General features: G+C 74.2%; 25 protein-coding genes and 1 pseudogene. 16 read left to right on the forward strand and 10 right to left on the reverse strand.

All coding sequences use genetic code 11. The annotated features are described in order from the left end of the window. Positions 1–53 precede the first annotated feature (53 nt). From ACZ402_RS06815 to ACZ402_RS06825, 3 genes are all read right to left on the reverse strand, one after another. On the reverse strand, positions 54–1,409 hold the full coding sequence (locus tag ACZ402_RS06815) for an MFS transporter (RefSeq protein ID WP_375824707.1): 1,356 nt from the start codon (positions 1,407–1,409) through the stop codon (positions 54–56). Positions 1,410–1,492: 83 nt separating this feature from the next. Beyond that, positions 1,493–2,179 carry a lipoyl(octanoyl) transferase LipB gene (gene lipB, locus ACZ402_RS06820; protein WP_375824706.1) on the reverse strand — a complete coding sequence of 229 codons (687 nt, stop codon included), beginning with the start codon at positions 2,177–2,179 and terminating at the stop codon, positions 1,493–1,495. A 9-nt stretch (positions 2,180–2,188) separates the two neighbouring features. After that, on the reverse strand, positions 2,189–2,695 hold the full coding sequence (locus tag ACZ402_RS06825; RefSeq protein ID WP_375824705.1) for a MarR family winged helix-turn-helix transcriptional regulator: 507 nt from the start codon (positions 2,693–2,695) through the stop codon (positions 2,189–2,191). Positions 2,696–2,733: 38 nt separating this feature from the next. On the opposite strand from ACZ402_RS06825, the gene ACZ402_RS06830 reads away from it, so the two are divergent. After that, the gene (locus ACZ402_RS06830; RefSeq protein ID WP_375824704.1) at positions 2,734–5,103 is read left to right on the forward strand and encodes an MMPL family transporter; all 2,370 of its coding nucleotides are present in this window, start codon (positions 2,734–2,736) and stop codon (positions 5,101–5,103) included. Here ACZ402_RS06830 and ACZ402_RS06835 read toward each other — a convergent pair. Next, entirely contained in the window at positions 5,016–5,729 is a 714-nt protein-coding gene (locus ACZ402_RS06835) for an HNH endonuclease family protein (protein WP_375824703.1), read from the reverse strand. The two genes, ACZ402_RS06830 and ACZ402_RS06835, sit on opposite strands and share 88 nt — an antisense overlap. Positions 5,730–5,892: 163 nt before the next feature. On the opposite strand from ACZ402_RS06835, the gene ACZ402_RS06840 reads away from it, so the two are divergent. Then, entirely contained in the window at positions 5,893–6,933 is a 1,041-nt protein-coding gene (locus ACZ402_RS06840; RefSeq protein ID WP_375824702.1) for a Gfo/Idh/MocA family protein, read from the forward strand. A gap of 139 nt (positions 6,934–7,072) precedes the next feature. Continuing rightward, positions 7,073–8,524: a serine/threonine-protein kinase gene (locus tag ACZ402_RS06845; protein ID WP_375824701.1), complete on the forward strand. Its 1,452-nt coding sequence runs from the start codon at positions 7,073–7,075 to the stop codon at positions 8,522–8,524. A gap of 63 nt (positions 8,525–8,587) precedes the next feature. On the opposite strand, the gene ACZ402_RS06850 is transcribed toward ACZ402_RS06845, so the two are convergent. The 3 genes from ACZ402_RS06850 to lpdA all read right to left on the reverse strand — a co-directional run bounded on the left by ACZ402_RS06850 (position 8,588) and on the right by lpdA (position 12,852). Further along, positions 8,588–9,481, reverse strand: a complete 894-nt coding sequence (locus tag ACZ402_RS06850) for a TIGR01777 family oxidoreductase (protein ID WP_375824700.1) — start codon at positions 9,479–9,481, stop codon at positions 8,588–8,590. Positions 9,482–9,627: 146 nt separating this feature from the next. Then, on the reverse strand, positions 9,628–11,439 hold the full coding sequence (sucB, locus tag ACZ402_RS06855) for a 2-oxoglutarate dehydrogenase, E2 component, dihydrolipoamide succinyltransferase (protein ID WP_375824699.1): 1,812 nt from the start codon (positions 11,437–11,439) through the stop codon (positions 9,628–9,630). A gap of 30 nt (positions 11,440–11,469) precedes the next feature. Beyond that, positions 11,470–12,852, reverse strand: coding sequence for a dihydrolipoyl dehydrogenase (lpdA, locus tag ACZ402_RS06860; protein ID WP_375824698.1), 1,383 nt, complete (start codon positions 12,850–12,852; stop codon positions 11,470–11,472). Positions 12,853–13,068: 216 nt separating this feature from the next. On the opposite strand from lpdA, the gene ACZ402_RS06865 reads away from it, so the two are divergent. Continuing rightward, positions 13,069–13,431, forward strand: coding sequence for an oxidoreductase (locus tag ACZ402_RS06865; RefSeq protein ID WP_375824697.1), 363 nt, complete (start codon positions 13,069–13,071; stop codon positions 13,429–13,431). A gap of 93 nt (positions 13,432–13,524) precedes the next feature. Here the strand turns inward: ACZ402_RS06865 and ACZ402_RS06870 are convergent, their stop codons facing one another. Beyond that, positions 13,525–15,030, reverse strand: coding sequence for a leucyl aminopeptidase (locus tag ACZ402_RS06870; RefSeq protein ID WP_375824696.1), 1,506 nt, complete (start codon positions 15,028–15,030; stop codon positions 13,525–13,527). A 103-nt stretch (positions 15,031–15,133) separates the two neighbouring features. Between ACZ402_RS06870 and ACZ402_RS06875 the strand changes: the two genes are divergently transcribed. The 4 genes from ACZ402_RS06875 to ACZ402_RS06890 are packed head-to-tail and all read left to right on the forward strand — an operon-like array spanning position 15,134 to position 17,334. Beyond that, a complete protein-coding gene (locus ACZ402_RS06875) occupies positions 15,134–15,490 on the forward strand; it encodes a hypothetical protein (RefSeq protein WP_375824695.1) in 357 nt (118 codons plus the stop codon). 16 nt (positions 15,491–15,506) lie between these two features. Then, positions 15,507–16,019 carry a hypothetical protein gene (locus ACZ402_RS06880; RefSeq protein ID WP_375824694.1) on the forward strand — a complete coding sequence of 171 codons (513 nt, stop codon included), beginning with the start codon at positions 15,507–15,509 and terminating at the stop codon, positions 16,017–16,019. Continuing rightward, positions 16,016–17,128 (forward strand): quinone-dependent dihydroorotate dehydrogenase, encoded by a 1,113-nt coding sequence (locus ACZ402_RS06885; RefSeq protein ID WP_375824693.1) that lies wholly within the window; start codon positions 16,016–16,018, stop codon positions 17,126–17,128. Before ACZ402_RS06880 ends, ACZ402_RS06885 begins: the two co-directional genes overlap by 4 nt. Next, positions 17,125–17,334, forward strand: a complete 210-nt coding sequence (locus ACZ402_RS06890) for a hypothetical protein (RefSeq protein ID WP_375824692.1) — start codon at positions 17,125–17,127, stop codon at positions 17,332–17,334. Before ACZ402_RS06885 ends, ACZ402_RS06890 begins: the two co-directional genes overlap by 4 nt. A gap of 36 nt (positions 17,335–17,370) precedes the next feature. Here ACZ402_RS06890 and yczR read toward each other — a convergent pair whose 3' ends face one another. Further along, positions 17,371–18,882, reverse strand: coding sequence for a MocR-like transcription factor YczR (gene yczR, locus ACZ402_RS06895; RefSeq protein ID WP_375824691.1), 1,512 nt, complete (start codon positions 18,880–18,882; stop codon positions 17,371–17,373). A gap of 62 nt (positions 18,883–18,944) precedes the next feature. Here yczR and yczE point away from each other — a divergent pair, with 62 nt between their 5' ends. Next, positions 18,945–19,664: a membrane protein YczE gene (yczE, locus tag ACZ402_RS06900; protein WP_375824690.1), complete on the forward strand. Its 720-nt coding sequence runs from the start codon at positions 18,945–18,947 to the stop codon at positions 19,662–19,664. 61 nt (positions 19,665–19,725) lie between these two features. On the opposite strand, the pseudogene ACZ402_RS06905 reads toward yczE, so the two are convergent. Beyond that, a pseudogene (locus tag ACZ402_RS06905) lies at positions 19,726–20,289 on the reverse strand (aldo/keto reductase); the annotation flags it as partial. Between the two features lie 26 nt (positions 20,290–20,315). Here ACZ402_RS06905 and ACZ402_RS06910 point away from each other — a divergent pair. The 7 genes from ACZ402_RS06910 (at position 20,316) to ACZ402_RS06940 (ending at position 26,410) form a co-directional block, all read left to right on the forward strand. Further along, positions 20,316–21,710, forward strand: coding sequence for a recombinase family protein (locus ACZ402_RS06910; RefSeq protein ID WP_375824825.1), 1,395 nt, complete (start codon positions 20,316–20,318; stop codon positions 21,708–21,710). Positions 21,711–22,005: 295 nt separating this feature from the next. Beyond that, positions 22,006–22,443, forward strand: a complete 438-nt coding sequence (locus ACZ402_RS06915) for a helix-turn-helix transcriptional regulator (RefSeq protein ID WP_375824826.1) — start codon at positions 22,006–22,008, stop codon at positions 22,441–22,443. Between the two features lie 490 nt (positions 22,444–22,933). Further along, positions 22,934–23,332, forward strand: a complete 399-nt coding sequence (locus ACZ402_RS06920) for a hypothetical protein (protein WP_375824827.1) — start codon at positions 22,934–22,936, stop codon at positions 23,330–23,332. Positions 23,333–23,339: 7 nt separating this feature from the next. Beyond that, entirely contained in the window at positions 23,340–24,614 is a 1,275-nt protein-coding gene (locus ACZ402_RS06925) for an AAA family ATPase (RefSeq protein ID WP_375824828.1), read from the forward strand. Between the two features lie 135 nt (positions 24,615–24,749). Beyond that, positions 24,750–24,941: a hypothetical protein gene (locus ACZ402_RS06930; RefSeq protein ID WP_375824829.1), complete on the forward strand. Its 192-nt coding sequence runs from the start codon at positions 24,750–24,752 to the stop codon at positions 24,939–24,941. 47 nt (positions 24,942–24,988) lie between these two features. Further along, complete coding sequence (locus tag ACZ402_RS06935; RefSeq protein ID WP_375824830.1) at positions 24,989–25,501, forward strand: hypothetical protein; 513 nt, start codon at positions 24,989–24,991, stop codon at positions 25,499–25,501. An 84-nt stretch (positions 25,502–25,585) separates the two neighbouring features. Beyond that, positions 25,586–26,410, forward strand: coding sequence for an HK97 family phage prohead protease (locus ACZ402_RS06940; protein ID WP_375824831.1), 825 nt, complete (start codon positions 25,586–25,588; stop codon positions 26,408–26,410). Positions 26,411–26,423 lie beyond the last annotated feature (13 nt).

Raw genomic sequence — 26,423 nt, forward strand, 5'->3', positions numbered from 1 at the left:
GTGGGCGGCGCACCGTTCGGGTGCGCGCGCCCGGGTACGACGCCGGACTCCGGTCAGACTACGCGCTCGCCTGCGGCGTCTCCCGCTCGCGGACCACCCTGTGGACGTGACGTCAGCGACACCCCGGTCACGACGAGCAGGACCGCCGCGACCACCGGCAGCGCGAAGGCGCTCGTCGTCGACACCGCGTCGGCGAGCGCGCCGCCGCCGGACGCGCCGATCGCGACGCCGACGACGTTGGCGCTCGCCACGAGCGTCATGGCCGACGCCGTCCGCCCGGCGGGCGCGCGGTCGCCCGCGACGGTGAACACCGTGACCATGACGGGCCCGACGAACAGGCCGGTCGCGGCGACCGCGACGACGACGGCCGTCAGCGAGCTGCTCGCGGCGGCGAGGAGCAGGGCGAGCGTGCCGGCCACGAGGCCGGCGGCGAACGTGATCCACCGGCTGCGCAGACCCCACCGGCGGGGGAGCGCGACGACTGACAGCGCGGTGACGGCGGAGCCCACGCCCATCACGGCGTAGACGAGGCCCGCGCTCCCGGGGACGCCCGCGTCGCGGGTGAGCGCGGTGAGCGCGGCCTGCGTCCCGCCGAACAGGAGGCCCATCGCGAGCATCCCGACGAGCACGACGGCCTCGCGCCGCACGAGCGCGACCGTCCCGACGGCGGTTGCCGCGCTCGTCGTGCCCGTGCCCGCGTCGGACGAGGTGGGGGAGGCGTGGAGGGTCGCGCGGGCCGTCGGGTGGAGAGCGAACGCGGTCCCGAAGACGGCGATGCCGCCCGCGGCGACGAGGACCGCGACCTGCGGCGAGCCGGCCGACGCGAGGACGCCGACGAGCGCGGGGCCGAGCACGAAGCTCACCTCGTCGGCGGTGCTCTCGTAGCTCATCGCGGCCTCGACGGTGCGCGGCTCGTCGGCGGCGAGCCGGAGCCAGCGCACGCGCGCGAGCGGACCGACCTGCGGTGCGCTCGCCCCCGTCACCGCCGCCGCGGCGAGGACGGCGGCCGTCGCCCCGGGCGCCGCAGCGGAGAGCACGAGACCGAGCACGGCGAGCGTCGCGACGGGGACGGCGACGAGCAGGACCCGGCGCTGACCGACGCGGTCGGCGAGAGCGCCCTGGGCCGGGCCGCCGAGGGCCGTGCCGAGCGCCGTCGCCGCCGAGGCGAGCCCGCCGAGCGCGACGGACCCGGTCGTCGACGACACGAGGAGCAGGGTCCCGATGGTGAGCATCGAGAACGGGAGCCGGGCGAGGAACGCCACGGGGAGGAACGCGCGCCCGGCGAGCTGCGGCAGGCGGGCGTAGCCGCTGCGCGCCGGCGCGCCCGAGCCGGGTGGTGCCGAGCGGGGCGGCTCCGGGAGGGGTGGGGTCGTGCGGGTGCGCGCCGTCGGGCGCGCGGTGGCGGTCATGCGGTCCAGGTCCTCGGGGTACGTCCTACCGCGCGCCGACCCACCCGTACTCCGGCGCGCGAGGATTCCCTGGAGCCCCCAGCCTAGCCCGCGAGCGCGTCCTGCGGGGAGGCGAGGCGCGCGTCGTCGGGCACGCTCGCGGCGAGCAGCGGCACGAGCGCGTCCTCCAGCGCGGCGACGAGCAGCGGCGCGACCTCCGCGAGCGTGACGTCGCGCCCGAGCTCGGCGGTGAGCGACGTCACGTCGGCGTCCTCGATGCCGCAGGGGACGATCCGGTCGAAGCGGGAGAGGTCGGGGACGCAGTTGAGGGCGAGGCCGTGCATCGTCACGCCCTTCGCGACGCGCACGCCGATCGCGCAGACCTTGCGCTCGCGGCGCGTCGCGTCGGCAGCGACCCAGACCCCGCTGCGCCCCTCGACGCGCATCGTCGCGAGGCCGAGCCGCGCGCACACGCCCATGACGGCCTCCTCGAGCGCGCGTACGTACGCGACGACGTCGACCGGCTCGGCGAGGCGCACGATCGGGTAGGCGACCTGCTGGCCCGGGCCGTGCCACGTGATCTTCCCGCCGCGGTCCACGTCGACGACGGGGGTGCCGTCGTCGGGCCGCTCGTCACGGCGCGTGCGGCGGCCGGCGGTGTAGACGGAGGGGTGCTCGACGAGGATCAGGGTGTCCGGGCGGGTGGTCGCGACGACGTCGTCGTGCACCGCGCGCTGGAGGTCCCAGGCCTCGTGGTACTCCGTGATCCCGGGCAGCGCGAGCAGGTCCATCGGCTCAGGTTAGCCCTCGTCGTGGGGTGCGCGGGGCAGGGTCTCGAGCAGGGCGAGGAGGGCGTCCCGCAGCGCCGCGACCTGCGCGTCGTCGAGACCGCGGGTCGCGAGCTCCTCGGCGGGACGACGTCGTGCGGCGGCCAGGCCCGCCTCGCGCCCGGCCGCGGTGATCGCGACGGCGCGGCGGCGGCGGTCGGCGGGGTCGTCGGTGCGGGTCACGTACCCGGAGCGCTCGAGCCGCGCGACGACCCGGCTCATGGTCTGCTCGGTCACGCCCGACTCCTCGGCGAGGACCCGTTGCGAGCGAGGTCCGGCGAGCAGGTGCATGAGCACGGGGAAGCCCGCATGGTTGAGGTCCCACTGCCCGAGGTGGGCGTTCCACTCCTTCTCGATGCGACGCGCGACGGCGAACAGGAGGCGGCCGGTGGCCCACTCCTGGGGGTCGGTGGGTGTGGGGTCGCCGACGTCCGGGCCGGCGTACCGCCCGGTGCTGCCGTTGCTCGACGCGTGCTCCACCGTGCATTCCTCCCTCCGCCATGGCACCATTCCTCAGCATGCTGAGCAATAGGACGGGCGGGTTCCTCCGCGGGCTGATCATTGTCGCAGTCATCGGTCTGTGGATGGCGATCGGCGCGCTGGGCGGGCAGGCCCAGGGTCGCCTGAGCAGCGTGCAGACCAACGACGCCGCCGCGTTCCTCCCCGCGAGCGCCGAGTCGACGCGCGCGGCCGAGGTCGCCCAGGAGTTCACCGACTCCGAGACCCTCCCCGCGCTCGTCGTCGCCACGACGGGCGACGGCAGCGCCCTGACGCCCGAGGACCTCGCCGCGCTGGACGCGTACGCCCAGGCGGTCCCGGACGCCCCGCTCGCCGGGACGTCGGGCGACGAGCCGGCGACCGTCGGCGACGTCTCCGTGGCCGACCCCGTCGTCGTGCCGTCCGAGGACGGCGAGGCGGCGCTCGTCGTCGTCTCGCTCGACGCGTCCGTCGCGTCCGACCGGATCGGCGCCGACGAGGACAGCGTGAGCGAGCTCGCGGTCGGCGCGCTGCGCGACCTCGCCGCCGCGGGAGCGTCCGAGGGCGGGCTCGCGGGCACCTCGCTCGACGTCTGGGTCACCGGCCCGGCCGGGTTCGTCGCCGACCTCGTCACCGCGTTCGGGGGGATCGACACCGTCCTCCTGCTCGTCGCGCTGGGCGCCGTGCTCGTCATCCTCGCGATCGTCTACCGGTCGCCGATCCTGCCGTTCCTCGTGATCCTCACGGCCGTGCTCGCGCTGACGCTCGCGGGCCTCGTCGTCTACCACCTCGCCGCGGCAGACGTCCTCACGCTCAACGGGCAGTCGCAGGGCATCCTCTCGATCCTCGTCGTCGGCGCGGCGGTCGACTACTCGTTGCTCGTCGTCGCGCGGTACCGGGAGGAGCTGCGCCTCGTCCGCTCGACCACGACGGCGCTGCGCCGCGCCGTGCGCGCGTCCGTCGAGCCGATCGCGGCGAGCGCGGGGACCGTCATCGCGGGCCTGCTGTGCCTGCTCCTGTCCGACCTGTCGTCCAACCGCAGCCTCGGCCCGGTCGCCGCGATCGGCATCGCCGCAGCGTTCGTCGCGGCCCTCACGCTCCTCCCGGCGCTCCTGCTCGTCGCGGGCCAGCGGTCGCGCGGCCTCTTCTGGCCGCGCATGCCGCGGTACGAGGGCGCGCACGCGCAGCACGACGGCGCCGCGGCGGGCGCCCGGCCCACGACGGTCGAGAGCGACGACGCGGTGCGCGTCGACGGCCACGGCGTGTGGTCGCGCGTCGCGAGCTTCGTCGGCCGGCACGACCGGCGCGTGTGGGTCGTCACGGCGCTGGTCCTCGCCGCGTGCGCGGCGTTCGTCCCGACCCTCGACGCCGACGGCACCGGCGACTCGGAGGTGTTCCTCGCGGACGTCGACTCCGTCGCCGGCGAGGCGGCGCTCACGGAGCACTTCGAGGGCGTCTCCGCGCAGCCCGCGATCGTGGTCGCCCCCGAGGAGGACCTCGACGCGGTCGTCGCGGCCGCCGAGGGCACCGAGGGCGTCTCCACGGCCACGCCGGTCACCGACCAGCCTGCCCCCGCGCCGGGTGCACCCGCGCAAGGCGACCCGCTCGTCGTCGACGGACAGGTGCGGGTCGACGTCACGACCGCCGCGCCGTCGGACAGCCAGGAGGTCGTCGAGACCGTCTCGGCGCTCCGTGACGCCGTGCACGAGGTCTCGCCCGAGGCGGTGGTCGGGGGCGCCGCCGCCGAGCGCCTCGACACGCAGCTCGCGGGCCAGCGCGACCTGCGGGTCATCGTGCCGGTCGTCCTCGCCGTGATCCTGCTGATCCTGATCCTGCTGCTGCGGTCGGTCGTCGCGCCGGTCCTGCTCATGCTCGCCAACGTGCTGTCGTTCGGCGCCGCGCTCGGCGTCGCCGCGATCGTGTTCGACCACGTGCTCGACTTCCCGGGCGCCGACCCGGCCGTCCCCCTCTACGCGTTCTGCTTCCTCGTCGCGCTCGGGGTCGACTACTCGATCTTCCTCATGACGCGCGTGCGGGAGGAGAGCCTGCGGGTCGGGACGCGACGCGGCGTCCTGCGGGGGCTCGCGGTCACGGGGTCGGTCATCACGTCGGCGGGCGTGGTGCTCGCGACGACGTTCGCCGCGCTCGGCATCATCCCGCTGCTGTTCCTCGCCCAGCTCGCGTTCATCGTCGCGTTCGGCGTCCTCGTCGACACGCTCGTGGTGCGGTCGCTGCTCGTGCCCGCGCTCGTGCACGACGTCGGCCGGCGGGCCTGGTGGCCGAGCGCGCTCGGGCGCACGGACCGGGGCCCGGGGGAGCCGGGTCAGCCCGCGGGGAGCGGCTCGGCCGGGCAGTCCTCGAGCACGCGCGCCATCGCCTCGGACTCCGACGGCGTCACCGCGAGCTCGTAGGCGGTCTTCACCGCGACCTGCCGCGCGACGTACGGGCAGCGGAACGCGTGGTTCGGGGGCAGCCACGCGGACGCGTCGCGCGCGCCCTTGGACTGGTTCGCCGGGCCGTCGGCCGCGAGGAGGTTGAGCGGGTCGTTGGCGAACTGCCGGCGCGTCTCCTCGTCCCACGCGCGGGCACCCTTGCGCCACGCGTCGAGCAGCGGGACCACGTGGTCGATCTGGACCGCCATGCTGGTCGCGTTGCCGCGGCGGAAGTCGATGGTCTCGCCGGTGTACGGGTCCTGGAACGTGCCCGTACGCACCTCGCAGACCTCGCCCCGGGTCGAGAACGTGAGGTCGGTGAGGTCGCGCGCGAGGATGTCGTTGCGGGTGTCGCAGCCGTTGCCGTCGACGTCCGCCCACGCGGGACCGAAGAGCCCCCGCTCGTAGCCCGTGTCCGGACCGGGCCCCTTCACCTCGAGCCCCGCCAGCGCCTCGAGCGCGCTGCCCGGGGTCGGGGCCGGCTCGTCGTCGGCGGCGACCGACTGCTGGTTGATCACGTTCGCGACCACGATGGCGACCGCCAGGGCGATCAGGACGTAGCGCAGGACGCTCCGACGAGGGACGCGGCGGCTCGTGGTGCTCAAGGGACGACCTTCCCGAAACCGATTCTCGGCCCGACCCGCGCGAGACGGTACGCAGCGCTCCATACCGGACCAACGCGCACATTCTGCCAGGTCTGCGGGGGTGCTCGGACCACACCGGCGGATGCCTCCGGCACCGGTCGCGCTCACGGCTAGATTGGTCGGCATGGACACCGCCGCACGCACGCTCAGGGTCGGGATCGTCGGGTACGGGGGAGCAGGGCGGGGCATCCACGCGCGCCTCGTCCGCGAGGCCGGGCACGTCGTCACGGCGGTCGTCGTCCGGTCGCCCGAGCGCCGCGCCGCCGCCGTCGAGGAGTGGCCGGACGTGCACCTGCACGACGACCTCGACGCGCTCCTCGCCGACCGTGCCGCGTACGACGTGGTCGTCGTCGCGAGCCCGTCGGCCCTGCACGCCGACCACGCCACCGCGCTCGCCCGGGCGGGCGTCCCCGTCGTCGTCGACAAGCCGCTCGCGCTCGGCGCCGCGGCCGCGGGCGCCGTCGTCACCGCGGCCGAGGAGGCGGGCACACCCCTCACCGTCTTCCAGAACCGCCGCTGGGACCCCGAGCAGCTCACCCTGCGCTCCGTGCTCGACCGCGGCGAGATCGGGCGCGTGCACACGTTCGAGCGGCGGTGGGAGCGGTGGCGCCCCGTGCCGCAGCAGCGATGGAAGGAGAACGACCCCGTCGGCGGCGGCCTGCTCCTCGACCTCGGGCCGCACCTCGTCGACTCCGCGACCCAGCTCTTCGGGCGCGTCACCGGCGTGTGGGCGGAGCTGCGCTCGCACACCACCCCCACCGAGGACGACGTCTTCCTCGTGCTCCACCACGAGCCCGACGCCGACGGGAACGCGGTCGTGAGCCGCCTCTGGGCCGGCTCCGTCGTCGGTGCCCCCGGTCCCCGCACGCGCGTGCTCGGGACGGCCGGGGCGTACGTCGTCACGACGTTCGAGAACGACGCGTCGCCGTTCGAGGTCTTCGACGACGCCGCCCCCGAGGGCACGCTCGGCTGGGTCACGCGCGGTCGCGAGCGCGAGCCGGTCGCGCAGGCACCGGGCGGTCACGCCGACTTCTACCGCGCCGTCGCGGCCTGGATCCTCGACGGCGGTCCCGTCCCCGTCGACCCGCGCGACGCCGTCCGCACCGCCGAGGTCCTCGACGCCGCCCGCCGCAGCGCCCGCGAGGGCCGCCTCCTCGACGTCTGACCGCACTCGGGCGGGGGCGGGCGCAGGCCCGGTCAGCCGCGCGCCCGGGCCCGGACCGGGCGCGCACGGCCGAGGACGCACCGCGATCCGGCCTGTGGACAACGGCACGGCGAGGTCCGGCACGCGGTGTGATGGAGGCATGACGTCGTCGACGTCGCGCCGTGCGCGACCGCCCGTGGAGTCCGTCGCGGACCTGGTTCCCGTGCTCGCGGCAGCGGGGTGGTCGGTGCGGCGGGAGCCCGGCGCGACCGGCGGGTTCGTCGCGTACGACGACGTCGGCGCGGTGTGCGAGGTCGCGCGGCTGGCGGTCCCCGAGGAGCCGGGGGCTCGTGCGGCGCTGGTCGAGCACCTGCACGCCCTCGCCGAGGAGCACGAGCACGTCGTGGCGGTGCGTGGTGTCGTCGAGGCGGGGGAGTCGTCGCTCGTGGTGCTCACCGACCACGTCGACGGCCTGCGCCTCGACGAGCTGGCGGCGGCCCGCGAGCCCTTCCGGGCCGCCGAGGCGGTCACGGTGCTGGTCCCGGTCGCGCAGGGCCTCGCACGGCTCCATCGGGACGGGCGTGCGCACGGGAGCCTCGAGGCGGCGTCGGTGGTCGTCACGCCGAGCGGGCGGGCGGTCCTGCGCCCGGCGCTGGCGCCCGCGCGGGGGACCGCCGCGGACGACGTGCGTGACCTCGCCCGGCTCGTGCTCGACCTCGTGCCGCCCCCCGCGTCGAGCCACCCGTCCTACCGCGCGACCGGCGACCCGGACGAGGCGCGCGACCTCGCGGCGCTGCACGCCGAGCTCGCGGTCGCGCTGCGCGACGAGCCGTCCGCGCGTCCCGCGGCGGGGACCTTCGCCGCGCGCTGCTACGACGCCGTGGAGCCGCGACCGGTCGTGATGCCCGACGCCGCGCGTCTCGTGGCGGGTGCGTTCGGTGGTCGGCGGACCGTGCGGCCCGGCGTCGAGGGGCCGACGGCGGCCGGGAGCGCCGCGCGTGGCGGGACCCGGTCCCGTGGGCGCGGCGCCCGGGCACGACGGCGACGGGCGGTCCGCGCCGTCGGCACGAGCCTCGCGATCCTCACCGGGTGCGCGGCGCTCGTGGTGCTCCTGGTGCACCTGGGGCCGTCGCGGACGGCCGCGCCCGACGGTGGCGAGCAGGCGCCGGGCACGGTCACGACCGCCGTCGAGCCGGACGGCGCCGCGAGCGCGGTGCTCGACCCGGACGATCCGGGCGGCGCCGCACGTGCGCTCACGGCGCGCCGGCTCGCGCTGCTCACCGAGGGCACGGGCGACCTGTCGTCGGTGGTGGTCGCGGGCTCGTCGGCGGAGGCGCGCGACGCCGCGGTGCTGGCGGCGCTCGAGGGCGTGGACGTGCTCGACGCGCGGGCGGAGGTCTTCGACGCCCGGCCCGCCGACGACCGGTCACCCGCGACGGCCGGGACGGGCACGCAGCCCGCCGACGCGGTCGTCGAGGTCGACTACGCCGTCAGCGCGCACCGGCAGCGCACGGTCGACGGCGAGCTGCACGTGCCCGCGACGCCGCGGACCACCGTCGTGCTCGTGCTCCGCTGGACCGACGACGGGTGGCGTGTCGCCGAGGTGCGGTGACGCGCACCGTCGCGGGCCCCGGTCCGGCTCGTCTCGGCCCGGCCCGGCCGTCGGGACAGGAGGTCAGCGACGCTCCGCGACCCGCCGGGCGGCGTCGTCGAGGAGGGGGTCGGAGAACGTGAACCCGCTCGCCTCGAGCACGGTCGGGAGGGCGCGCTGGGAGCCGAGGATGTCGGACGCCAGCTCGCCCAGCACCACGCGCAGCGCGACGGACGGGACGGCCAGCGCGGCCGGGCGGTGGAGCTCCCGCGCGAGCGCGCGGGTGATCTCCGCGTTGGTCGCCGGGTGGGGGGAGCAGAGGTTGACCGGCCCGTGCACGGGGGCGGTGAGCAGGTGGCGCAGCGCGTCGACCTCGTCGCGCAGCGTGATCCAGCTCCAGTACTGGGTGCCCGGGCCGAGGCGTCCGCCGACGCCGAGCCGCAGCAGCGGGAGGAGCCGGCCGAGCGCGCCGCCCTCGGAGGAGAGCACGATGCCCGTCCGGGCGTGCACCACGCGGACGCCCGCCTGCTCGGCCGGCGCCGTCGCGGCCTCCCACTCCCGGACCAGCCGGGCGAGGAACCCGTCACCCGACGCCGACGTCTCGGTGAGCACCTGCGCGCCCCGGTCGCCGTAGTAGCCGATCGCGGAGCCCTGGACCCAGACCGGCGGCGGCGCGTCGAGACCGGCCATGGTCCGGGCCAGGAGGCCGGTGGTCCGGGTCCGGGACGTGACCAGCGTGCGCTTGTACTCGGTCGTCCACCGGTGGTCGCCGATCCCTGCGCCCGCGAGGTTCACGACGGCGTCGGCCCCCTCGACCACGCCGGGGTCCAGGACGCCGGCGTCCGGGTCCCACTCGTGCTCGTCGGACGTCTGCGGGGCACGCCGCACGAGCCGGCGCACGTGGTGGCCGTCCTCGCGCAGCCGCTCGAGCAGCTCGCCGCCGATGAATCCGTGCGAGCCCGCCACGACGATGTCCATGGGGCCACGCTACGGGGCCGCGACCGTCCCGCGCACCCGTGACCGGGAACTTCTCCGCCACCCGGCCCGCGCCAGGTCACGGGAACGCCGCGAGGCCCCGACCGTAGTGGTCGGGGCCTCGCGGCGTGCGTCGGGAGCGCGGAGCGTCAGAGGCCGACCTCGGCCTCGAACGCGCCCTCCTCGATGCGGTTCTTGATCGTGGTGAGGAAGCGCGCGGCGTCCGCTCCGTCGACCAGGCGGTGGTCGTAGGACAGGAAGATGAAGCACGTCGAGCGGATGCCGATCGTGTCGTTCCCGTCCGCGTCCGTCACGACGACCGCGCGCTTGGTGATGGTCCCCGTGCCGAGGATCGCCACCTGGCCGACCGGGACGATCGGCGTGTCGAAGACGGCGCCGCCCGAGCCGGTGTTGGTGATCGTGAACGTGCCGCCCGCGAGCTCGTCCGGCCCGACCTTGTTGGCACGCGTGCGCGCGCCGAGGTCGGCGATCTTGCGCGCGATGCCGGCGAGGTTGAGGTCGCCCGCGTCCTTGATCACGGGGACGACGAGGCCGCGCTCGGTGTCGACCGCGATGCCGACGTTCTCCTGGCCGTGGTAGGTGATCTCGTCCTCGGCGAAGGTCGCGTTGATCTTCGGGTAGGCCTTGAGCGCCTCGACCGCGGCGAGCGTGAAGAACGGCAGGAACGTGAGGTTGGCACCCTCGCGCGCCTTGAAGTCCGCCTTGGCGCGGTTGCGCAGGGCGGCGACGCGCGTGACGTCGACCTCGACGGCCGTCGTGAGCTGGGCCTGGGTGGTCAGCGCCTCGACCATGCGGCTCGCCACGAGCTTGCGCAGGCGGCTCGTCTTCTCGGTCGTGCCGCGCAGCGGCGAGACCGCCGGGACGGAGGCCTTCTTCGGGGCACCACCGGCCGCAGGTGCCGCGGGAGCGGCGGCTGCCGGCGCGGCCTTGGCCTCCTCGGCCTTGCGGGCGGCCTCGAGCACGTCCTCCTTGCGGATGCGGCCGCCGACGCCCGTGCCCGAGAGGGTCGACAGGTCGACGCCCTTGTCCGCCGCGAGCTTGCGCACGAGCGGGGTGAGGTACGTGCCGCCGGCCTTCGCGGCCGGGGCCGGGGTCGCACCCGGGGCGGACGGCGCGGCGGGCTTCTCGGCCGCGGGAGCAGGGGCGCTCGTGGCCGGGGCCGGCGTCTCCTCCTGCGCGGCCTGGGCGGGGACGTCCGCCTCGCTCGCCGGGGTGCGCGCCTCGGTCGGAGCCTGGGCGGGGGCAGCCTCCTGCTTCGGGGCCTCCTGGGCGGGCTCGGCCGGGGCCGCGGGGGCGGCGGCCGGTGCGGCGCCCGAGCCGACGATCGCGAGCACGGTGCCGACCTCGACCGTCTCGTCCTCCTGGACGAGGATCTGCTGGACGGTGCCGGCGACGGGGGAGGGGACCTCGGTGTCGACCTTGTCGGTCGAGACCTCGAGCAGCGGCTCGTCGACCTCGACGGTGTCGCCGACCGACTTGAGCCACCGGGTCACGGTGCCCTCGGTGACGGACTCGCCGAGCGCGGGGAGCGTGATCTCCTCGCCGCCCGACGCCTGGGCGGGAGCGGCCTCCGCGGCGGGGGCGGGCTGCTCCGCGGGGGCGGCGGCCGGGGCCTCCTGCTGGGCCGGCGCGGGCTCGGGCTCGGCCTGGGGGGCGGGCTCCTCGGCCGCGGCGGGGGCGGGCGCGGCGTCGCCGCCGCCGGAACCGTCGCCGATCACGGCGAGGTCGGTACCGACCTCCACGGTCTCGTCCTCCTGGACGAGGATCTGCTCGAGCACGCCCGCGACGGGCGAGGGGATCTCGGTGTCGACCTTGTCGGTCGAGACCTCGAGCAGCGGCTCGTCGACGGCGACGGTGTCGCCGACCGACTTGAGCCAACGGGTGACGGTGCCTTCGGTGACGGACTCGCCGAGGGCCGGCATCTGCACGTTCTCAGACATGACCTGCCTGGTCTCCTTCGATCGTTGGGGTCAGTTGTGGGCGTGCAGAGGCTTGCCGGCCAGGGCCAGGTGCGCCTCTCCGAGTGCCTCGTTCTGGGTGGGGTGGGCGTGGACCAGGGCGGCGACGTCCTCGGGGTACGCCTCCCAGCCCACGATGAGCTGCCCTTCGCCGACGAGCTCGCCGACGCGCGCGCCGATCATGTGCACGCCGACGACGGGCCCGTCCTTGCGGCGCACGAGCTTGACGAAGCCGCTGGTCGCGAGGATCTTGCTCTTGCCGTTGCCGGCGAGGTTGTACTCGAGGGACTCGACCTGGTCGGCCCCCCACGTCTCGATCGCCGCGGCCTCCGTGACGCCGACGGACGCCACCTCGGGCTCGCAGTACGTGACGCGCGGGATCGACGACTCGACGATCGGCGTCGGGTCGAGCCCGGCGATCTGCTCCGCGAGGAAGATGCCCTGCGCGAACCCGCGGTGCGCGAGCTGGAGGCCGGGCACGATGTCGCCGGCGGCCCAGATGTTCCCGACGCCCGTGTGCAGGCGCTCGTCGACGATCACGAACCCGCGGTCGAGCGTGATGCCCTGCGCCTCGAACCCGAGGTCCGCGGTGCGCGGCCCGCGCCCCACGGCGACCAGCAGCAGCTCGGCCTCGAACGTCTTGCCGGACTCGAGCGTGACGGTGACGCCCGAGTCGGTCTCCTTGACGCCCGCGAACCGGTCGCCGAGCGAGAACTTGATGCCGCGCTTGCGGAAAGCCCGCTCGAGCGACTTGGAGAGCGCCTCGTCCTCGTTGGGCACGAGGTGGGGCAGCGCCTCGACGATCTGGACGTCGGCGCCGAACGACTTCCACACGCTCGCGAACTCGACGCCGATGACGCCGCCGCCGAGCACGACCACCGACGTGGGCACGCGGTCGAGCCCCAGCGCCTGGTCGGACGTGATGACGCGGCCGGCGATCTCGAGGCCCGGGAGCGAGCGCGAGTACGAGCCGGTCGCGAGCACGACGTGGCGGCCGGTGTAGCGGGTGCCGTCGACCTCGACGGTGTCCTGCGACACGAGCCGGCCGTGCCCCTCGACGAACGTGATGCCGCGCGAGGCGACGAGCCCCTGGAGTCCCTTGTAGAGCCCGGCGACGACGCCGTCCTTGTAGCCGTTGACGCCCGCCATGTCGATGCCCTCGAGCGTGCTGCGGACGCCGAACCTCGCGCCCTCCCGGGCGCCGTCGGCCAGCTCGGCCGCGTGGAGCAGGGCCTTGGTCGGGATGCACCCGTTGTGCAGGCAGGTCCCACCGAGCTTGCCCGACTCGACGAGCGCGACGGAGAGGCCGAGCTGGGCGGCGCGCAGCGCGGTGGCGTAGCCGGCGCTGCCTCCGCCCAGGACGACGACGTCGAATGGTGTGCCGGGTTCGGCCACGTGCGACTCCTTCAGCGAGGGGAGAGCGAGGGCGGACGTGCACGGCACGTCGACGGGCCGGACGGGAACCGCTGGCCCACGGTGCGTGAACGTTCTCCGGGTGCCATCTTGGCACCTCGGGGACGGGCTCCCCAATCGAAACCAGGGCCTCGCGGCTGTGACGCTGCAGACAGCGGGCCCACCGTATGACCAGGGTCACGCTGTACCCTGCCGCTTGTGCCCCGGCTGCCCAAGCTGTCCAGCCTGTTCTCCCGCCGCCCCGCGCCGACCCCGTCCGCGAGCGGCGCCGCCGCCGCGCCGTCGGACGCCCGCCGCGCGACGCTCGCGCACCTCCAGGACTTCGTGCGCACGCGCGTCGGGGTCGAGGCGTACGTCGAGCCGCCCACGCAGGACACGGGGGCGACGCTCCTGCTCATCGCGACGACGGGCGAGTGGACGCGGCGGCGCGTCCCGGACGAGAAGACGGCGTTCGACGTCGCCGGCTCGCTGGGCGTGCCGGTCTACAACGTCCGCTTCACCGGCTACCCGCAGCGCATGCGCGACTGGAACTCGCGCCAACGCCGTCGCCGGACCTCCTGACACCGCCCGACCAGGCGACCTTCCGGCGTCGAGCAGGTGGCCCTGGTCCGGTCGCCCGGACGGACCAGGACCACCTGCTCGACGAGGCCGGGGTCAGCGGCGGGCGCGACCCTCGACGAGGCCGAGCAGGGTGCGGACGGCGACGCCCGTCCCGCCCACCGGGGTGTAGCCGTGCGCGGAGCCCTCGTTGAACGCCGGGCCGGCGATGTCGAGGTGCGCCCACGGCGTCTCCCCGACGAACTCCTGGAGGAACAGGCCCGCGACGAGCATGCCGCCGAACCGGTCGCCGATGTTCGCGAGGTCCGCGACCTTCGACTTCAGCGACGCGCCCAGCTCCTCGGGCAGCGGCATCGGCCAGAACTGCTCGCCCGCGGCGTCGGCTGCCGCGACGACCTCGGCGCGCACGTCGTCGGCGCCCATGACGGCGGAGACGCGGTTGCCGAGCGCGACCATCTGCGCGCCGGTGAGCGTCGCGACGTCGAGCACGACGTCCGGCTTCTCCTCGACCGCGGCGACCAGGCCGTCGGCCATGACGAGACGGCCCTCGGCGTCGGTGTTGAGCACCTCGACGGTCTTGCCGCCACGGATCGTGATGACGTCGGACGGGCGCTGCGCGGTGCCCGACGGCATGTTCTCCGCGAGGCACAGCCAGCCGGTCACGGCCACGGGCAGCCCGAGGCGCGCGGCGGCGACGACCGTCTGCAGCACGGCGGCAGCGCCGGCCATGTCCGACTTCATCGCCTCCATGCCCTTGGCGGGCTTGATCGAGATGCCGCCCGAGTCGAACGTGATGCCCTTGCCCACGAGCGCGACCTTCGCGGCGGGCCGCGACGGCGCGTAGGCGACCTTGACCAGGCGCGGCCCGCGCGCCGAGCCCTGGCCCACGCCGACCAGACCGCCGTAGCCGCCCGCGGCGAGCGCCTTGTCGTCGAGCACCGTGACCTTGAGGCCCTTGGCGCCCGAGTCCTTCACGGCCTGCTTCGCGACGTCGGCGAACGCGGCGGGGAAGAGGTCGTTGGGCGCGGCGTTGACGAGGTCGCGTGTCGCGTTCACGGCCGCCGCGACGACCTTCGCCCGCTCGACCGCGGCCTTGGCCGCGGAGCTGCGCGTGCTCCCGGCGAGGACCTCGACGGTCGCCGGCGGGCGGCTCGCGGCCGACGACGCGGCCTCGCCCGTGCGGTAGCGCGCGAACGCGTAGGCGCCGAGCAGCGCGCCCTCGGCGACGGCGCCGAGCTCGGCCTCGTCCTCGACGGGGAGCGCGACGGCGACCGACGCCGTCCCGGCGAGCGCGCGCAGCGCGGCACCGGCGGCGCGGCGCAGCGCCTCGGCGCTGAACGTGCCGTCCGCGCGCCGCGCGCCGAGGCCCACGAGCACGAGCACGTCGGCCTTGAGCTCGGGCCCGGCGGGCACCTTGCGGACCTCGTCGGCCGCGCCCGTGATGCCGAGCGCGGGTGCGAGGTCCTCGAGCGCGGCGACCACCGGACGGGGCAGGTCGCCCCCGACGATCGCGACGCCGTCGGACGTCGTGTGGGTGCCGACGACGAGTGCGTCGACCTTGGCACCGGCGGGATTCTTGCTGGAGACGGTCAGTTCAGCCACCCCGCGATGCTATCTCCGGGCGCGCCACCTCTGCCCCCGCGAGGCCCGCGGCACCTGTGGACCGATTCCGTGGCCGCGGGCCGCCCCCGGTACGCTCGGCCGCGTGGTCCTTCCCCTCCTGCTGCTCGTGGTCGCGGCGTGCGTCGCGCTCGCCGGCTGGGCGCTCGTGTTCGTCGCGCGCGACCGCGCGGTGATCCTGCGCCAGCTCTGGGGAGCGGCGGTGATCGAGGGGCTGATCCTCGTGCAGGCGGTCGTGGTGGGCGTGCTCGGCGCCACCGGCACCGCGCCGAGCGACCCCGTGCTGCTGTGGGGCTACCTCGTGACCACCCTCTTCATCCTGCCCGTCGCCGCCCTGTGGGCCTTCGCGGAGCGCTCGCGCTGGAGCTCCGTCGTGCTCGCGGTCGCCGCGCTCACCGTCGCGTTCCTCGAGTGGCGCCTGTGGCAGATCTGGAACGTCTGACCTGGAGGACCTCGCCATGAGCGCACCCGCCGCCCCGGCCGGGACGCCGCACCCGCGCCGCACGAACACCGGCTTCGGCCGGGTCCTCGTCGCCGTGTACGGGATCTTCGCGCTCGCAGCCTCGGCACGCGCCGCCGTGCAGCTCCTGCGCGACTGGCACGAGGCGCCCCTCGCGTACGCGCTGTCGGCGCTCGCCGCGGCCGTGTACGTCGTCGCGACGGTCGCGCTCGCGCGGGGCGGTGAGGTCGCGCGCCGCGTCGCGTGGGTCGCGGTGGGCGTCGAGCTCGTCGGCGTGCTCGCCGTCGGCGCGTTCTCCCTCGCCGACGCCGCGGCCTTCCCGCGCGCGACCGTCTGGTCCGGCTTCGGACAGGGCTACGGCTACGTGCCGCTCGTCCTGCCGTTCGTCGGCCTGTGGTGGCTCTGGCGCACCCGCCCGGGCGCCGCGTCGTCGGCCGGCGCCACCCCGAGCGCCAGCCCGAGCACCACCAGCACCCGCACCGACACCGACGCCCCGGAGGACGCCGCATGACCCGCCGCCGCCCGCTCCTCTACGGACTGCTCTTCGACACCGTCTTCCGCCGCATGGACCCCGAGCGCGCGCACCACGTCGCGTTCGACCTCATCGGCGCCGTCGGCCGCGTGCCGGTGCTGCGCGACGTCGTGCAGGGGGCGCTCGCGCCCTACCTGGGCCGCGGGGCCGGGGGCCGGGGCAGCGTCGAGGTCCTGGGCAAGGTCTTCCCCGCGCCCTTCGGTCTCGCGGGCGGGTTCGACAAGGACGCGCGCGCCGTGCGCGGGCTGACGATGCTCGGCTTCGCGTTCGTCGAGATCGGCACGGTCACCGCGCACGCGCAGCCGGGCAACGAGAAGCCGCGGCTGTGGCGCGAGCTCGACGTCATGGGCGTGCGCAACCGCATGGGCTTCAACAACGAGGGGGCCGCGGCGGCCGCCCGCCGGCTCGAGGCGCTGCGCTCGACGAGGTCGGGGCGCGCCGTGCTCGTGGGCGCCAACATCGGCAAGACGAAGGTCACGCCCGCGGCCGAGGCCGCGGCGGACTACGCGACGAGCGCGGGGCTGCTCGCGCCGTACGCCGACTACCTCGTCGTCAACGTCTCCTCGCCCAACACCCCGGGCCTGCGCGACCTCCAGGAGGTCGAGTCGCTGCGCCCGATCCTCGTGGCGGTGCGCGAGGCGGCCGACGCCGCGACCACGGACGCGGGCGTCGCCCGGGTGCCGCTGCTCGTCAAGATCGCGCCCGACCTCGCGGACGAGGACGTGGACGCGGTCGCCGACCTCGTCGACGAGCTCGACCTCGACGGCGTCGTCGCCGTCAACACGACGATCGGGCACGACCGCGGGCCCGGCGGGCTCTCCGGCCCGCCCGTCCGTGCCCGGGGCCTCGCCGTGGTCGCGCGCCTGCGCGAGCGCCTCGGCGCGCGTCGCGCGATCATCGGCGTCGGGGGCATCACGACCGCGCACGACGCCCGCGACTATCTGCACGCGGGTGCCGACCTCGTCCAGGGGTACACCGGGTTCCTCTACCAGGGCCCGCTCTGGGCGGCGCGCATCAACCGGTCGCTCGCACGCCACCCGGAGCCGGGCGAGCACGTGCGCGGCGCCGAGGCGAGGGAGGCACGATGATCCGGCCGCAGTGGGTCTGGGAGCTCGACGACGCCGAGGGCGGCGTCCTCGCCACGCCCGTGAGCCCCGTCTTCACGACGCAGTACGACGCGGAGCAGTGGCTCGGCGAGACCTGGCGCACCCTGGCGGCCGAGGGCGCCGCGGTCGCGCGGCTCCTGCACGACGGGACGCAGGCGACCGCGCCCGTGGAGCTCCGCGCGCGCTGACCGCGGACGCCCGCTCGCGGACGGCCCAGGGCGTCGTCAGCCCGCCACGCGCGCCCACGCCGCGGCGAGCCGGGACACCGCCCGCTCCAGCTCCTCGGGCGGGCGCGAGAACGTGAGGCGCAGCCGGTCCGTGGCGCTGCCGTCAGGGGTGAAGGTGGGGCCGGCGTTGACGAGGACGCCCTCCGCGGCCGCCGCGGCGGCGAACGCCTGGGCGACGGGTGCGCCGACGTCGACCCACAGGGACAGCCCGCCCTCCGGGACGTGCACGCGCCAGTCGGGGAGCGCCGCGCCCAGGAGCCCGCACAGCTGGTCGCGCTGCGTGCGCAGCATCCTGCGGCGCTCGGCGAGCACGCTGCCCGCGTCGTCGAGCAGCTCGACGACGGCGAGCTGCTCGAGCACCGCGGTCGCGATGTCGGCGGACTGCCGGGTGCGCGCGAGCCGCGCGACGAGGTCGGGGTGCGCGCGGACCCACCCGACGCGCAGCCCGCCCCAGAACGACTTGGACGCCGACCCCACGGTGACGACGTACGGCGACGTCCCGTCCCCGGCGAGCGGTTCGGCGACGGGGCCGACGGCGTCGGGGTCGCCGTCGAGGTCGAGGTCGGTGAGGGTCTCGTCCCCGACGACGGTCACGCGGTGGCGCGCGGCGGCGTCGCGCACCCCCGCCCGCTCCTCGGGGGTGAGCGTGTACGCGGTCGGGTTGTGGAAGTCGGGCACGAGGTACACCAGCCGCGGCGAGACCTGGCGCAGCGTCGAGCCGAAGAGGTCGACGTCGAACCCGGGTGCGTCCCGGTCGCGGCCGGGGTGCGGCTCCCGGTCGCCGCGCCCGACCGGGACGGGCACGAGCCGTGCCCCGGCGCGCCGCAGCGCCTCCATCGCGTGGTAGTAGGTGGGCGACTGCACGACGGCGCGGTCGCCGCCGCCGAGGAGCGTGCCCGCGAGCGTGGTGATCGCGTGCTGGGCGCCGGTCGTGACGAGGACCTCGTCGGGCGTCGTCGGCGTGCCGCGCCGGGTGTGGTGGTCGGCGATCGCCTCCCGCAGGACGCCGACGCCGTACGGCTCGTACCCGCCCCCGGACAGGTACTCGGGGAGGCGCTCGAGCGCGCGCGAGTACGCGCCGTGCAGCCCGCTCGGGGCGGCGGAGGTCGCCTGGGAGAGGTCGGCGAGGTCGATCGGCGCGACGTGGGGCGCGGGCGCGGGCGGGGCGTCGCCCCCGTGGGCGCGGGGCGCGGACCGGGGCCGGGTCGCGCGGGGGAGCACGACGACGGTCCCCGACCCGGTGCGCGAGCGCGCGAAGCCGAGCTCGCGCAGCCGCCCGTACGCGGCCGCCGTGGTGGTGCGGGAGACGCCGAGCGCGGCGGCGAGGTCGCGCTCGGAGGGGAGCCGCGTGTGCGGGGCGAGCGTGCCGGCCAGGACGGCGGCACGCAGGCCGTCGGCCAGCGCCGTGTACGCGGGGCCGCCCGCGTGCCAGCGGCCCAGGAGCCGCGCCGCGGCGGCGGGGGAGAGGTGGCGGTGGACGTCGACGGACCCGGGCGGGGCGAGGCTCATGGGGCCACTCTCTCGCGATTGGCTATGGATGTCGATGCCACTTGGTCGTCAGGATGGCTCGCATGAGCCCCGCCCGTCGTGCCGTCCAGCTCCTCCTCGGCCTCCTCGCCTACGCGCTCTCCATGGCGATGCTGCTCCACGCGGGCCAGGGCGGGATGCCGTGGGACGTCCTGCACCAGGGCGTCGTGCTCCGCACCGGGCTGCCGTTCGGCGTCGTCGTCGGCTCGCTCAGCGTGCTGGCGCTGCTCGCGTGGATCCCGCTGCGCCAGCGCCCCGGTGTCGGCACCGTCGCGAACGTCGTCGTCATCACGCTGACCATCGACCCCGCGATCGCGCTCGTGACGCGCCTCGTGCCCGACCCCGGCGTCGCGGCGAGCGTCGCGCTCGCCGTCGGCGGGATCGTGCTCAACGGGCTCGCGACGTCGGCGTACCTCGGGGTGCGCCTCGGCCCCGGCCCGCGCGACGGGCTCATGACCGGCCTGGTCGCGCGCACGGGGTGGTCGGTGCGCCTCGTACGCACGCTCATCGAGGTCGTCGTCGTGTCGGTGGGCTGGGCGCTCGGCGGCACGCTGGGCTGGGCGACCGTCGCCTACGCGCTGGGCGTCGGGCCGATCGTCCAGCTCACCGGGCGCTGGTTCGCCCCGCGGGGGCTCGTCACGCCGCGCCCCGCACGCGCCCGGGCGCGCCGTCGGGCGCACGCCAGGACGGGACCGCGGGAGCCGGTCCCCGCGACCACGGGCCTCCGGCCGGGCGAGGGAGGCATGCCCGAGCCCGGCCGGTGAGGAGACGGCGACGGCCCCGGCGGACCACCGCCGGGGCCGTCGCCGCGCGCGGGCGCCGGACTCAGACGACGCGCGTCTGCGGCGCGTTCTCGGCGGTCTTGCCCGGGTCGCGCTCGACGGCGTCCCCGAGGACGTCGTCGATGCGCGCCAGGAGCTCGGCGGGGATCGTGACGCCCGACGCCTTGACGTTCTCGGCGACCTGCTCGGGCCGCGACGCGCCGACGAGGGCCGCCGCGACGTTGTCGTTCTGCAGGACCCACGCGACGGCGAGCTGCGGCATGGTGAGCCCCAGCTCGTCCGCGACCGGCTTGAGGCCCTGCACGCGCGTGAGGACGTCGTCCGACATGAACTGGCTGATGCCGCCGCGGCCTGCCTTCTCGTCGGCCGCGCGCGACCCCGCAGGGGCCGCCTGGCCGGGCAGGTACTTGCCCGAGAGCACCCCCTGGGCCATCGGGGACCAGACGATCTGGGACAGCCCCAGCTCGCGCGAGGTCGGCACGACCTCGTCCTCGATGACGCGCCACAGCATCGAGTACTGCGGCTGGGAGGAGATGAGCTGGAAGCCCAGCTCCTTCGCGAGCGCGGCGCCGGCGCGGATCTGGTCGGCGGTCCACTCGGACACGCCGAATGGTCACTAGTAGCCTTACGTTTATGAAGAGGAATCGTGCAGTCATCTACGCCAGACAGTCGCTCGATCGTGCAGGAGAGGGCGCGGCTGTGGCTCGTCAGATCGCAGAGTGCCGCGCGCTCGCCGAGGCGCGGGGCTGGGACGTCGTCGAGGAGCTGATCGACAACGACGTGAGCGCATCGACCGGGGTCGCTCGTCCCGCGTACTCAACGCTCCTGGACCGCATCCGGTCGGGCGCGACGGACTACGTCATCGTGTGGCACATGGACCGTCTGACGCGTCGCATCATCGACCTGGAAGACGTCATCGCCGTGACGGAGACGTCGGGTATCAAGTTCGCGACCGTGACGGGCGACGTCGACCTCTCGACCGACACGGGACGACTGATGGCACGAGTCATGGCGTCGTTCGCCCGCGCCGAAGTCGAGCGGAAGAGTGCCCGCCAGCGAGCGGCGAACCGTCAGCGTGCGTCGCAGGGGGTGGCGCGGTGGCTTCGTCGCCCGTTCGGGTACGACCGGGGCGCGGACGGCGCGGTCGTCATCGTGGATGCGGAAGCGCAAGCGATCCGGGAGGGCGCGGCGGCGGTCCTTGGGGGCGCGTCGCTCGCGTCGGTCGCTCGTGACTGGAATGAGCGCGGGCTACTGACGACGGGCGGGGTGCCGTGGCGTAACGGGTATGTGCGGCGCGTTTTCCTCAATCCTCGTCACGCGGGACGGAACGTGTATCTCGGGGACGATGTCGGAGAGGGTGACTGGACGGCGATTCTCGACGACGAGACGCACCAGCGGTTGGTGGAGTTGCTGACGGACCCGTCGCGACGTAGCACGAGGTCGAACGCCGCTAAGCACCTGCTCTCGGGCATCGCGCGGTGTGGAGTGTGCGACGCTCCGCTGAAGGGGGCGGGTGCGTCGTCCGGGGAGAGGCGCTGGTCGGTCTACAGGTGCCCCGAGTATCACCTGACGCGTAAGTGTGCTGTGGTCGACGTCGCGGTCACGGATGCCCTGCTGGCGCGTATGAGCGCACCCGACGCGGCCGCGCTGCTCGCTCCCGTGGGAGTGGACGTGGACGCGTTGCGCGCCGACTACGACGAGCGTCGTCATCGCCGCGATGACCTCGCGGCGCTGCTCGCGGAAGGGCTGTTGGGCGCGGACGCCGTGCGCGAGCAGTCGGAGCGGTTGACGGCGGAGATGGACGACATCGCTCGCCGGGTGAGCGCAACGACGGGGACGCACCCAGCGTTCGCGCTCACGGGCGGGGACGCGTCCGCCGTGTGGAACAGCATGGACCTCGCCCAGCGGCGTGACGCGGTGCGGTCGGTGATGGTGCCGCGCGTGGTCGTGATCGGCCGGGGGAGCGTCAAGGGTGGCGCGGCGAATGACGATCCGCGACGTCACGTCGACATTGACTGGACGATCTGACGGGTTATCCACATATCCACAACCGCGGGACGGTCGAGCGCGCGCGGCGTCTCCCGTCAGATCGCGGCTGCGTGTGTGAATGTTTCGTGAACGAAGCGTGATGGCTGACGCCCTCTGGCACCTCCTGGCACTCCAATTGACGCTACCGAACGTCGTATGACGTCGTTTACGTTCGCGTCGGCTCTCGGGGACCCCGAGCATCGAATCTCCCACTCTTGAATGGTCGTCGCCGGACGCGCATGATCGACCCAGCGCAAATCCGTGCGATAGCCATTACGAAAGCGGAGGGGAAGTCATGGGAGCGACGCGACTCGACGTAGCCGATATCTCGCAAGAGGTGATGATGACGCGGGCGGAGTTCGCCGCGCTCGTCCGCAAGTCTCCGGGCACCGTCGCCCGTTGGGAGCGCGAGGGCAGTGGCCCTCCCGTCGTCCGTGTAGGAGGTCGCCCGCTGTACTCCCGGGCCAGCGTTTCGGCGTGGCTCGACGCACACACGAAAACGCCCGTGAATGTCGAGACGCGTTCGGCTGCCATCGCGTCGGGCGACGCCTTCGCGCCCGTCGAAAAAATGAGCAAGCAGGACCGAGAAATCGAAGCGTGGCGCTCGTCGCCGAAGTATCAAGAATGGCTCCGGGAGACCGTCGCGGAGGCCCCGCCGCTCAACCCGAGTCAGATTGCGGCGCTGCGAATGGCTGGCTTCAACTTTGACGAGTCGACGGGCGGTGCGTCGTGACAGGCGGGACGGCGGACCGGAACTCACCGGCTGAGAAAGTTCCGGCCCGCCGAACCCAGGACATCATTCCCGTTGAGCGCGCGATGAGCGGTCGCGACGCTCCGCCTGTCACGGTAGCCGCGATCCGTGCCTCACGGACGGAGAGGGACCGGGCGGCCGCACGGGCGAGCGCGAAGGCGCGGCGCATCGACGACCGGCGACGCGCGCACCAGGAGCTAAACCGGCTGTTGGGCGTCGGGAAGCACGACCGCGAGGACCGCCCCAGGGCGCCGTGGATCGCCGCTACAGACTTGTTCACGCCCCGGCAAGTCACGATGTACGAGACGGGCCGTAGGGTCGCCCAGATCGCCTCTGGGCCGTCCTGGGTTGAGGTCTGCGAGCGCCGGGGCGACCGCGAGCGTGCGGCCCGTGGTCGTCAGGTCCTCGCGCCCATCGAGGCATCGATGCGGGCGCACGCTGCGACGACGCAGGCACGGCGACGGAGCAGGTCGTGACGCCCCGGAAGAAAGCGGAACGGACGCGTGAGGACGTCTGGCGCGCGCACGACACCGGACGCACCGGCGCGGACCGGATCGCGTACCGGCTGCTCGACCAGCACGGCGACCGGCTGCGGTTCATCCCCGGGCAGGGCTGGCACGTCCGGCAACACGGAACGTTCCTGCCCGACACGACCGGCAGCGCGCGGCTGCTCGTGCTCGACACGCTCACGGCGGCGCTCGACGAGGCCGACACCCTGCCCGAACCCGAGAGCGCGGACCTGCGCCTGGCCGTGCTGCGCTGCTCGACCGCGGCCGGGATCGGACGCGTCCTACGCATCGCGTCCAGCCTGCCGCCGTTCCTGTCCGGACCAGGGCCACGCTCCCCGAGCACCGACGACGAGACCAGGTGAGCAGCCCATGAACGACCAGACGTCACCCCTCCCGTACGGAACACCGATCGGGAGCTTGCCGCGACGACGCGACGACGACCCGTGGTCCGATCCCGGACCCGTACCGGTCGACGGTCAACCCCGACAGGCCGGCGAACCCCTCGTGCGCGTACCCGTCCCGGCGAGCACCGAGGCTGCCGGTTCGTCGGTTCTGACGGTTCAGTCGGTTACCCGGGACAGGGTGGCGGCGTCCGCACCGACCGCCGCCCAAACCACCGTCGAGACCGAGACCTCCACCGTCGAGACGTACGCCGCGAGCCTGCCAGCAGCGGAACGGGACCGCCTGCTCAGCCTCGTCAAGCACGGCGCCGACCTCAACGGAAGGAAGTTCCCGCCGCTACGGTTCGTCGTGGACGGCATCATGCCGGAAGGGCTGGGCCTGCTCATCGGCGCCCCCAAGGCAGGCAAGTCATGGGCCGCGCTCGGCATCGCGCTCGCCATCGCCTACGGCGGCACCGCGCTCGGCGGCGTCCGCGTCGAGCAAGGCCGTGTCCTCTACCTCGCGATGGAGGACAGCGACCGGCGCATCCAAGACCGGTGCAGACGCCTGCTCGACGGACAACCCATCCCCGACGGATTCGACTACGTGACGATCCCGCCCCCGCCCGCCGACGTGCGCGGCCTCGTCGCGACCTGGCTCGACCAGTACCCGCGCGGCGTCGTCATCATCGACACGCTAGGTAAGGTCATGCCGCCCGCCCTGGGCGGCGAGTCCGCCTATGAACGTGACTACCGAGTGGTTGGGACGTTCAAGCGGCTAGCCGACGAGCACCCCGGCTCGGCCGTCATCATCGTTCACCACGACCGCAAGGCGTCGAGCGAGGATTTCGTGGACGCCGTGTCCGGCACGCACGGCCTGGCCGGGGCAGCCGACTTCATCGTCGTTCTGGACCGCAAGCGCAACGAGACCGCCGCGCTGCTGAAAGTCACCGGCCGAGACGTGCCCGAACACGAGTACGCCGTCGACATCGACCAGGGCCGGTGGACGCTGCGAGACGGCGACCTCGCAGACGCCGCCGCAGCCGCAGCCGCAGTCCGAGCGACAGCCGGGGTCGGTTCACGGTCACGCGACGTCATCGCTCACGTGCTCGCCGCCGACGGGCCTGTGACACCCGCCGAGGTCGCAGCAGCAGTTGGGATCGACGCCAAGACCGCCGGGACGTATCTACGACGCGCCGTCGAGCGCGAGGTACTCACGCACGCGGAGCGCGGACTCTACGCCGCACCGCCCCCACCCCCCTAGGGGTGTGTTGTAAGTGTTGTTTTGTTGTCTCCCGAAAACTACAAAACGACAGAAACAACACCCCCCTAGGGGTGCAGGGCGGATCAGAAAGCACCCGAAGCTCCTACACTCCCGACGACGAACAGGACTCATCCCATGAGCACGAGCAGTCACGACGACGCCACCCGGCGCGCACTCGAAGCCGGTATCACCGGCTGCCCCGACTGCAACTCGCACGACATCGTCACCGAGAACCCGAACGACTCGGGAATTCTCGACGTCTGGATCAGGCACGAAGAATCCTGCCCGACTCTCGCCATACTCCGCGCGCACGGACTCGCGGAATAGAAAACCCGACCCTCGCCCAATCCGGAGAATGAGGAGAAGATTCACTCATGAGCACAAAGACGATTACCCCACCGGCTGGATACCCGGGCACCGAATGGCGCGCCGACGAGCACGACCCGTTCTGGGTACCCCCGCATCTGCGCGCGGTCTACGCCGCAACCGAAGCGACCGAGGAAATGCACGCCACGGCCATTCCCCGCGGCGTCGGCGTCGCGCCCTACACAAAGTGGGCGCACATGCACCGGCTCCGCGCCGCGCACCAACACCAGACGAGCAAGCTCCGCGCCGCCCAGGACGAAGCACGCAAGACCCCGTGTCCCGTGTGCGGGCAGCGTCTCGAGTCGTACCAGATGGTCAAGGTCCGAACAGGTCGCCGCTACGACACTCGCGTATCCCGGGCCGTGCCTGAGGTCGTGCACGCGTGCGCGGACTGTGCGCCCGTCCTCACCGTCGCGATGCTCGGCGCGACCGTGCTACCCGACGGCCGTACACGCGCCGCCGCGGCTGCCGCGTTCGCCGACGACTGGGCGAACCGCGACATCGTCGGCGTCGTCGCCTAGCTCCACGTGACGGGACGCATTCTCTGGACCAGGGAACAACCGAACAGACCGGCAATGCCCGACCGTCACGAGAGGCGAAGCATCATGACCGTCACCCTGGACCGGCCACCCGCCACCGGCACGAGCACGACCCCGCCCGTCCGCACCCTCGACGTCCTGTGCGTCCCGTACGGCGAAGTCACGTACGCCGTCGACATTCCCGGCCACAAGGGCGAACAGTTCGCAGACGACGCGTTCGCGCACCTCGTCAACGCCGGACCCGCGCACTGGGGAAGAATCCGCCTCACAGACTCCCACCTCGACGGTGAGAAGCGCCGCCCCGTCGCGCGCGCCACATTCTTCACCGAAACCGAGGCGGGACTCTTCGGCACCTTCCGATTCTTCAACACGCCCGAAGGGCGGTCCGCATTCGAAAACACGCGCGAAGGAACCTACGGCGGCGTCTCCATCGGATTCTTCAACGGCCAATTCCGCGACCTGCCGGGCAGTATCCGCGAAGTCACGCGCGCCGACCTCGCGCACGTCTCACTGGTCGACCTGCCCGCCTATGACGGCGCCGTCATCATCGGCATGACCGAGAACGGCAACGACGTCCCCCTCACGACCACGCCACGCATGGTCCTTCCCCTGCGCGCCGCTACCGCGACGAAGACGACCCGGCCACGACACACGGCCCCGCGCGTCACACCCAGCCGCGACCAACTCCTAATCCCGCCACGCACCCCGGCCCAGATCAGAGCCGACGAAGACGCCAAGCTCCAGCGAGACGTCAAGATGGAAGCCATGCTGCACGGGCGATGGAACGCCAAGGCGCGTGTCATGGTCGAGCGCGCACGACGCAAGGGCGCAAGCATCGCAGAGCAGCGGCAGGTCTGGGACCTCCACACCGACGATCTGCCCTGGCGGTAGCGGCCGGTCCGTC

Source organism: Cellulosimicrobium sp. NPDC030954, assembly GCF_055571305.1.

Excerpts from the sequence above, each read along its gene's own strand:
- ACZ402_RS06840 (WP_375824702.1), top strand. The coding sequence starts at position 5,893 with ATGGACACCGCCGCACGCACGCTCAGGGTCGGGATCGTCGGGTACGGG.
- ACZ402_RS06830 (WP_375824704.1), top strand. The coding sequence starts at position 2,734 with ATGCTGAGCAATAGGACGGGCGGGTTCCTCCGCGGGCTGATCATTGTC.
- ACZ402_RS06915 (WP_375824826.1), top strand. The coding sequence starts at position 22,006 with ATGGGAGCGACGCGACTCGACGTAGCCGATATCTCGCAAGAGGTGATG.
- yczR (WP_375824691.1), bottom strand. The coding sequence starts at position 18,882 with ATGAGCCTCGCCCCGCCCGGGTCCGTCGACGTCCACCGCCACCTCTCC.
- ACZ402_RS06930 (WP_375824829.1), top strand. The coding sequence starts at position 24,750 with ATGAGCACGAGCAGTCACGACGACGCCACCCGGCGCGCACTCGAAGCC.
- ACZ402_RS06935 (WP_375824830.1), top strand. The coding sequence starts at position 24,989 with ATGAGCACAAAGACGATTACCCCACCGGCTGGATACCCGGGCACCGAA.
- ACZ402_RS06885 (WP_375824693.1), top strand. The coding sequence starts at position 16,016 with ATGACCCGCCGCCGCCCGCTCCTCTACGGACTGCTCTTCGACACCGTC.
- lipB (WP_375824706.1), bottom strand. The coding sequence starts at position 2,179 with ATGGACCTGCTCGCGCTGCCCGGGATCACGGAGTACCACGAGGCCTGG.
- ACZ402_RS06850 (WP_375824700.1), bottom strand. The coding sequence starts at position 9,481 with ATGGACATCGTCGTGGCGGGCTCGCACGGATTCATCGGCGGCGAGCTG.
- ACZ402_RS06890 (WP_375824692.1), top strand. The coding sequence starts at position 17,125 with ATGATCCGGCCGCAGTGGGTCTGGGAGCTCGACGACGCCGAGGGCGGC.
- ACZ402_RS06815 (WP_375824707.1), bottom strand. The coding sequence starts at position 1,409 with ATGACCGCCACCGCGCGCCCGACGGCGCGCACCCGCACGACCCCACCC.
- sucB (WP_375824699.1), bottom strand. The coding sequence starts at position 11,439 with ATGTCTGAGAACGTGCAGATGCCGGCCCTCGGCGAGTCCGTCACCGAA.
- ACZ402_RS06880 (WP_375824694.1), top strand. The coding sequence starts at position 15,507 with ATGAGCGCACCCGCCGCCCCGGCCGGGACGCCGCACCCGCGCCGCACG.
- ACZ402_RS06925 (WP_375824828.1), top strand. The coding sequence starts at position 23,340 with ATGAACGACCAGACGTCACCCCTCCCGTACGGAACACCGATCGGGAGC.
- ACZ402_RS06940 (WP_375824831.1), top strand. The coding sequence starts at position 25,586 with ATGACCGTCACCCTGGACCGGCCACCCGCCACCGGCACGAGCACGACC.
- yczE (WP_375824690.1), top strand. The coding sequence starts at position 18,945 with ATGAGCCCCGCCCGTCGTGCCGTCCAGCTCCTCCTCGGCCTCCTCGCC.
- ACZ402_RS06910 (WP_375824825.1), top strand. The coding sequence starts at position 20,316 with ATGAAGAGGAATCGTGCAGTCATCTACGCCAGACAGTCGCTCGATCGT.
- ACZ402_RS06845 (WP_375824701.1), top strand. The coding sequence starts at position 7,073 with ATGACGTCGTCGACGTCGCGCCGTGCGCGACCGCCCGTGGAGTCCGTC.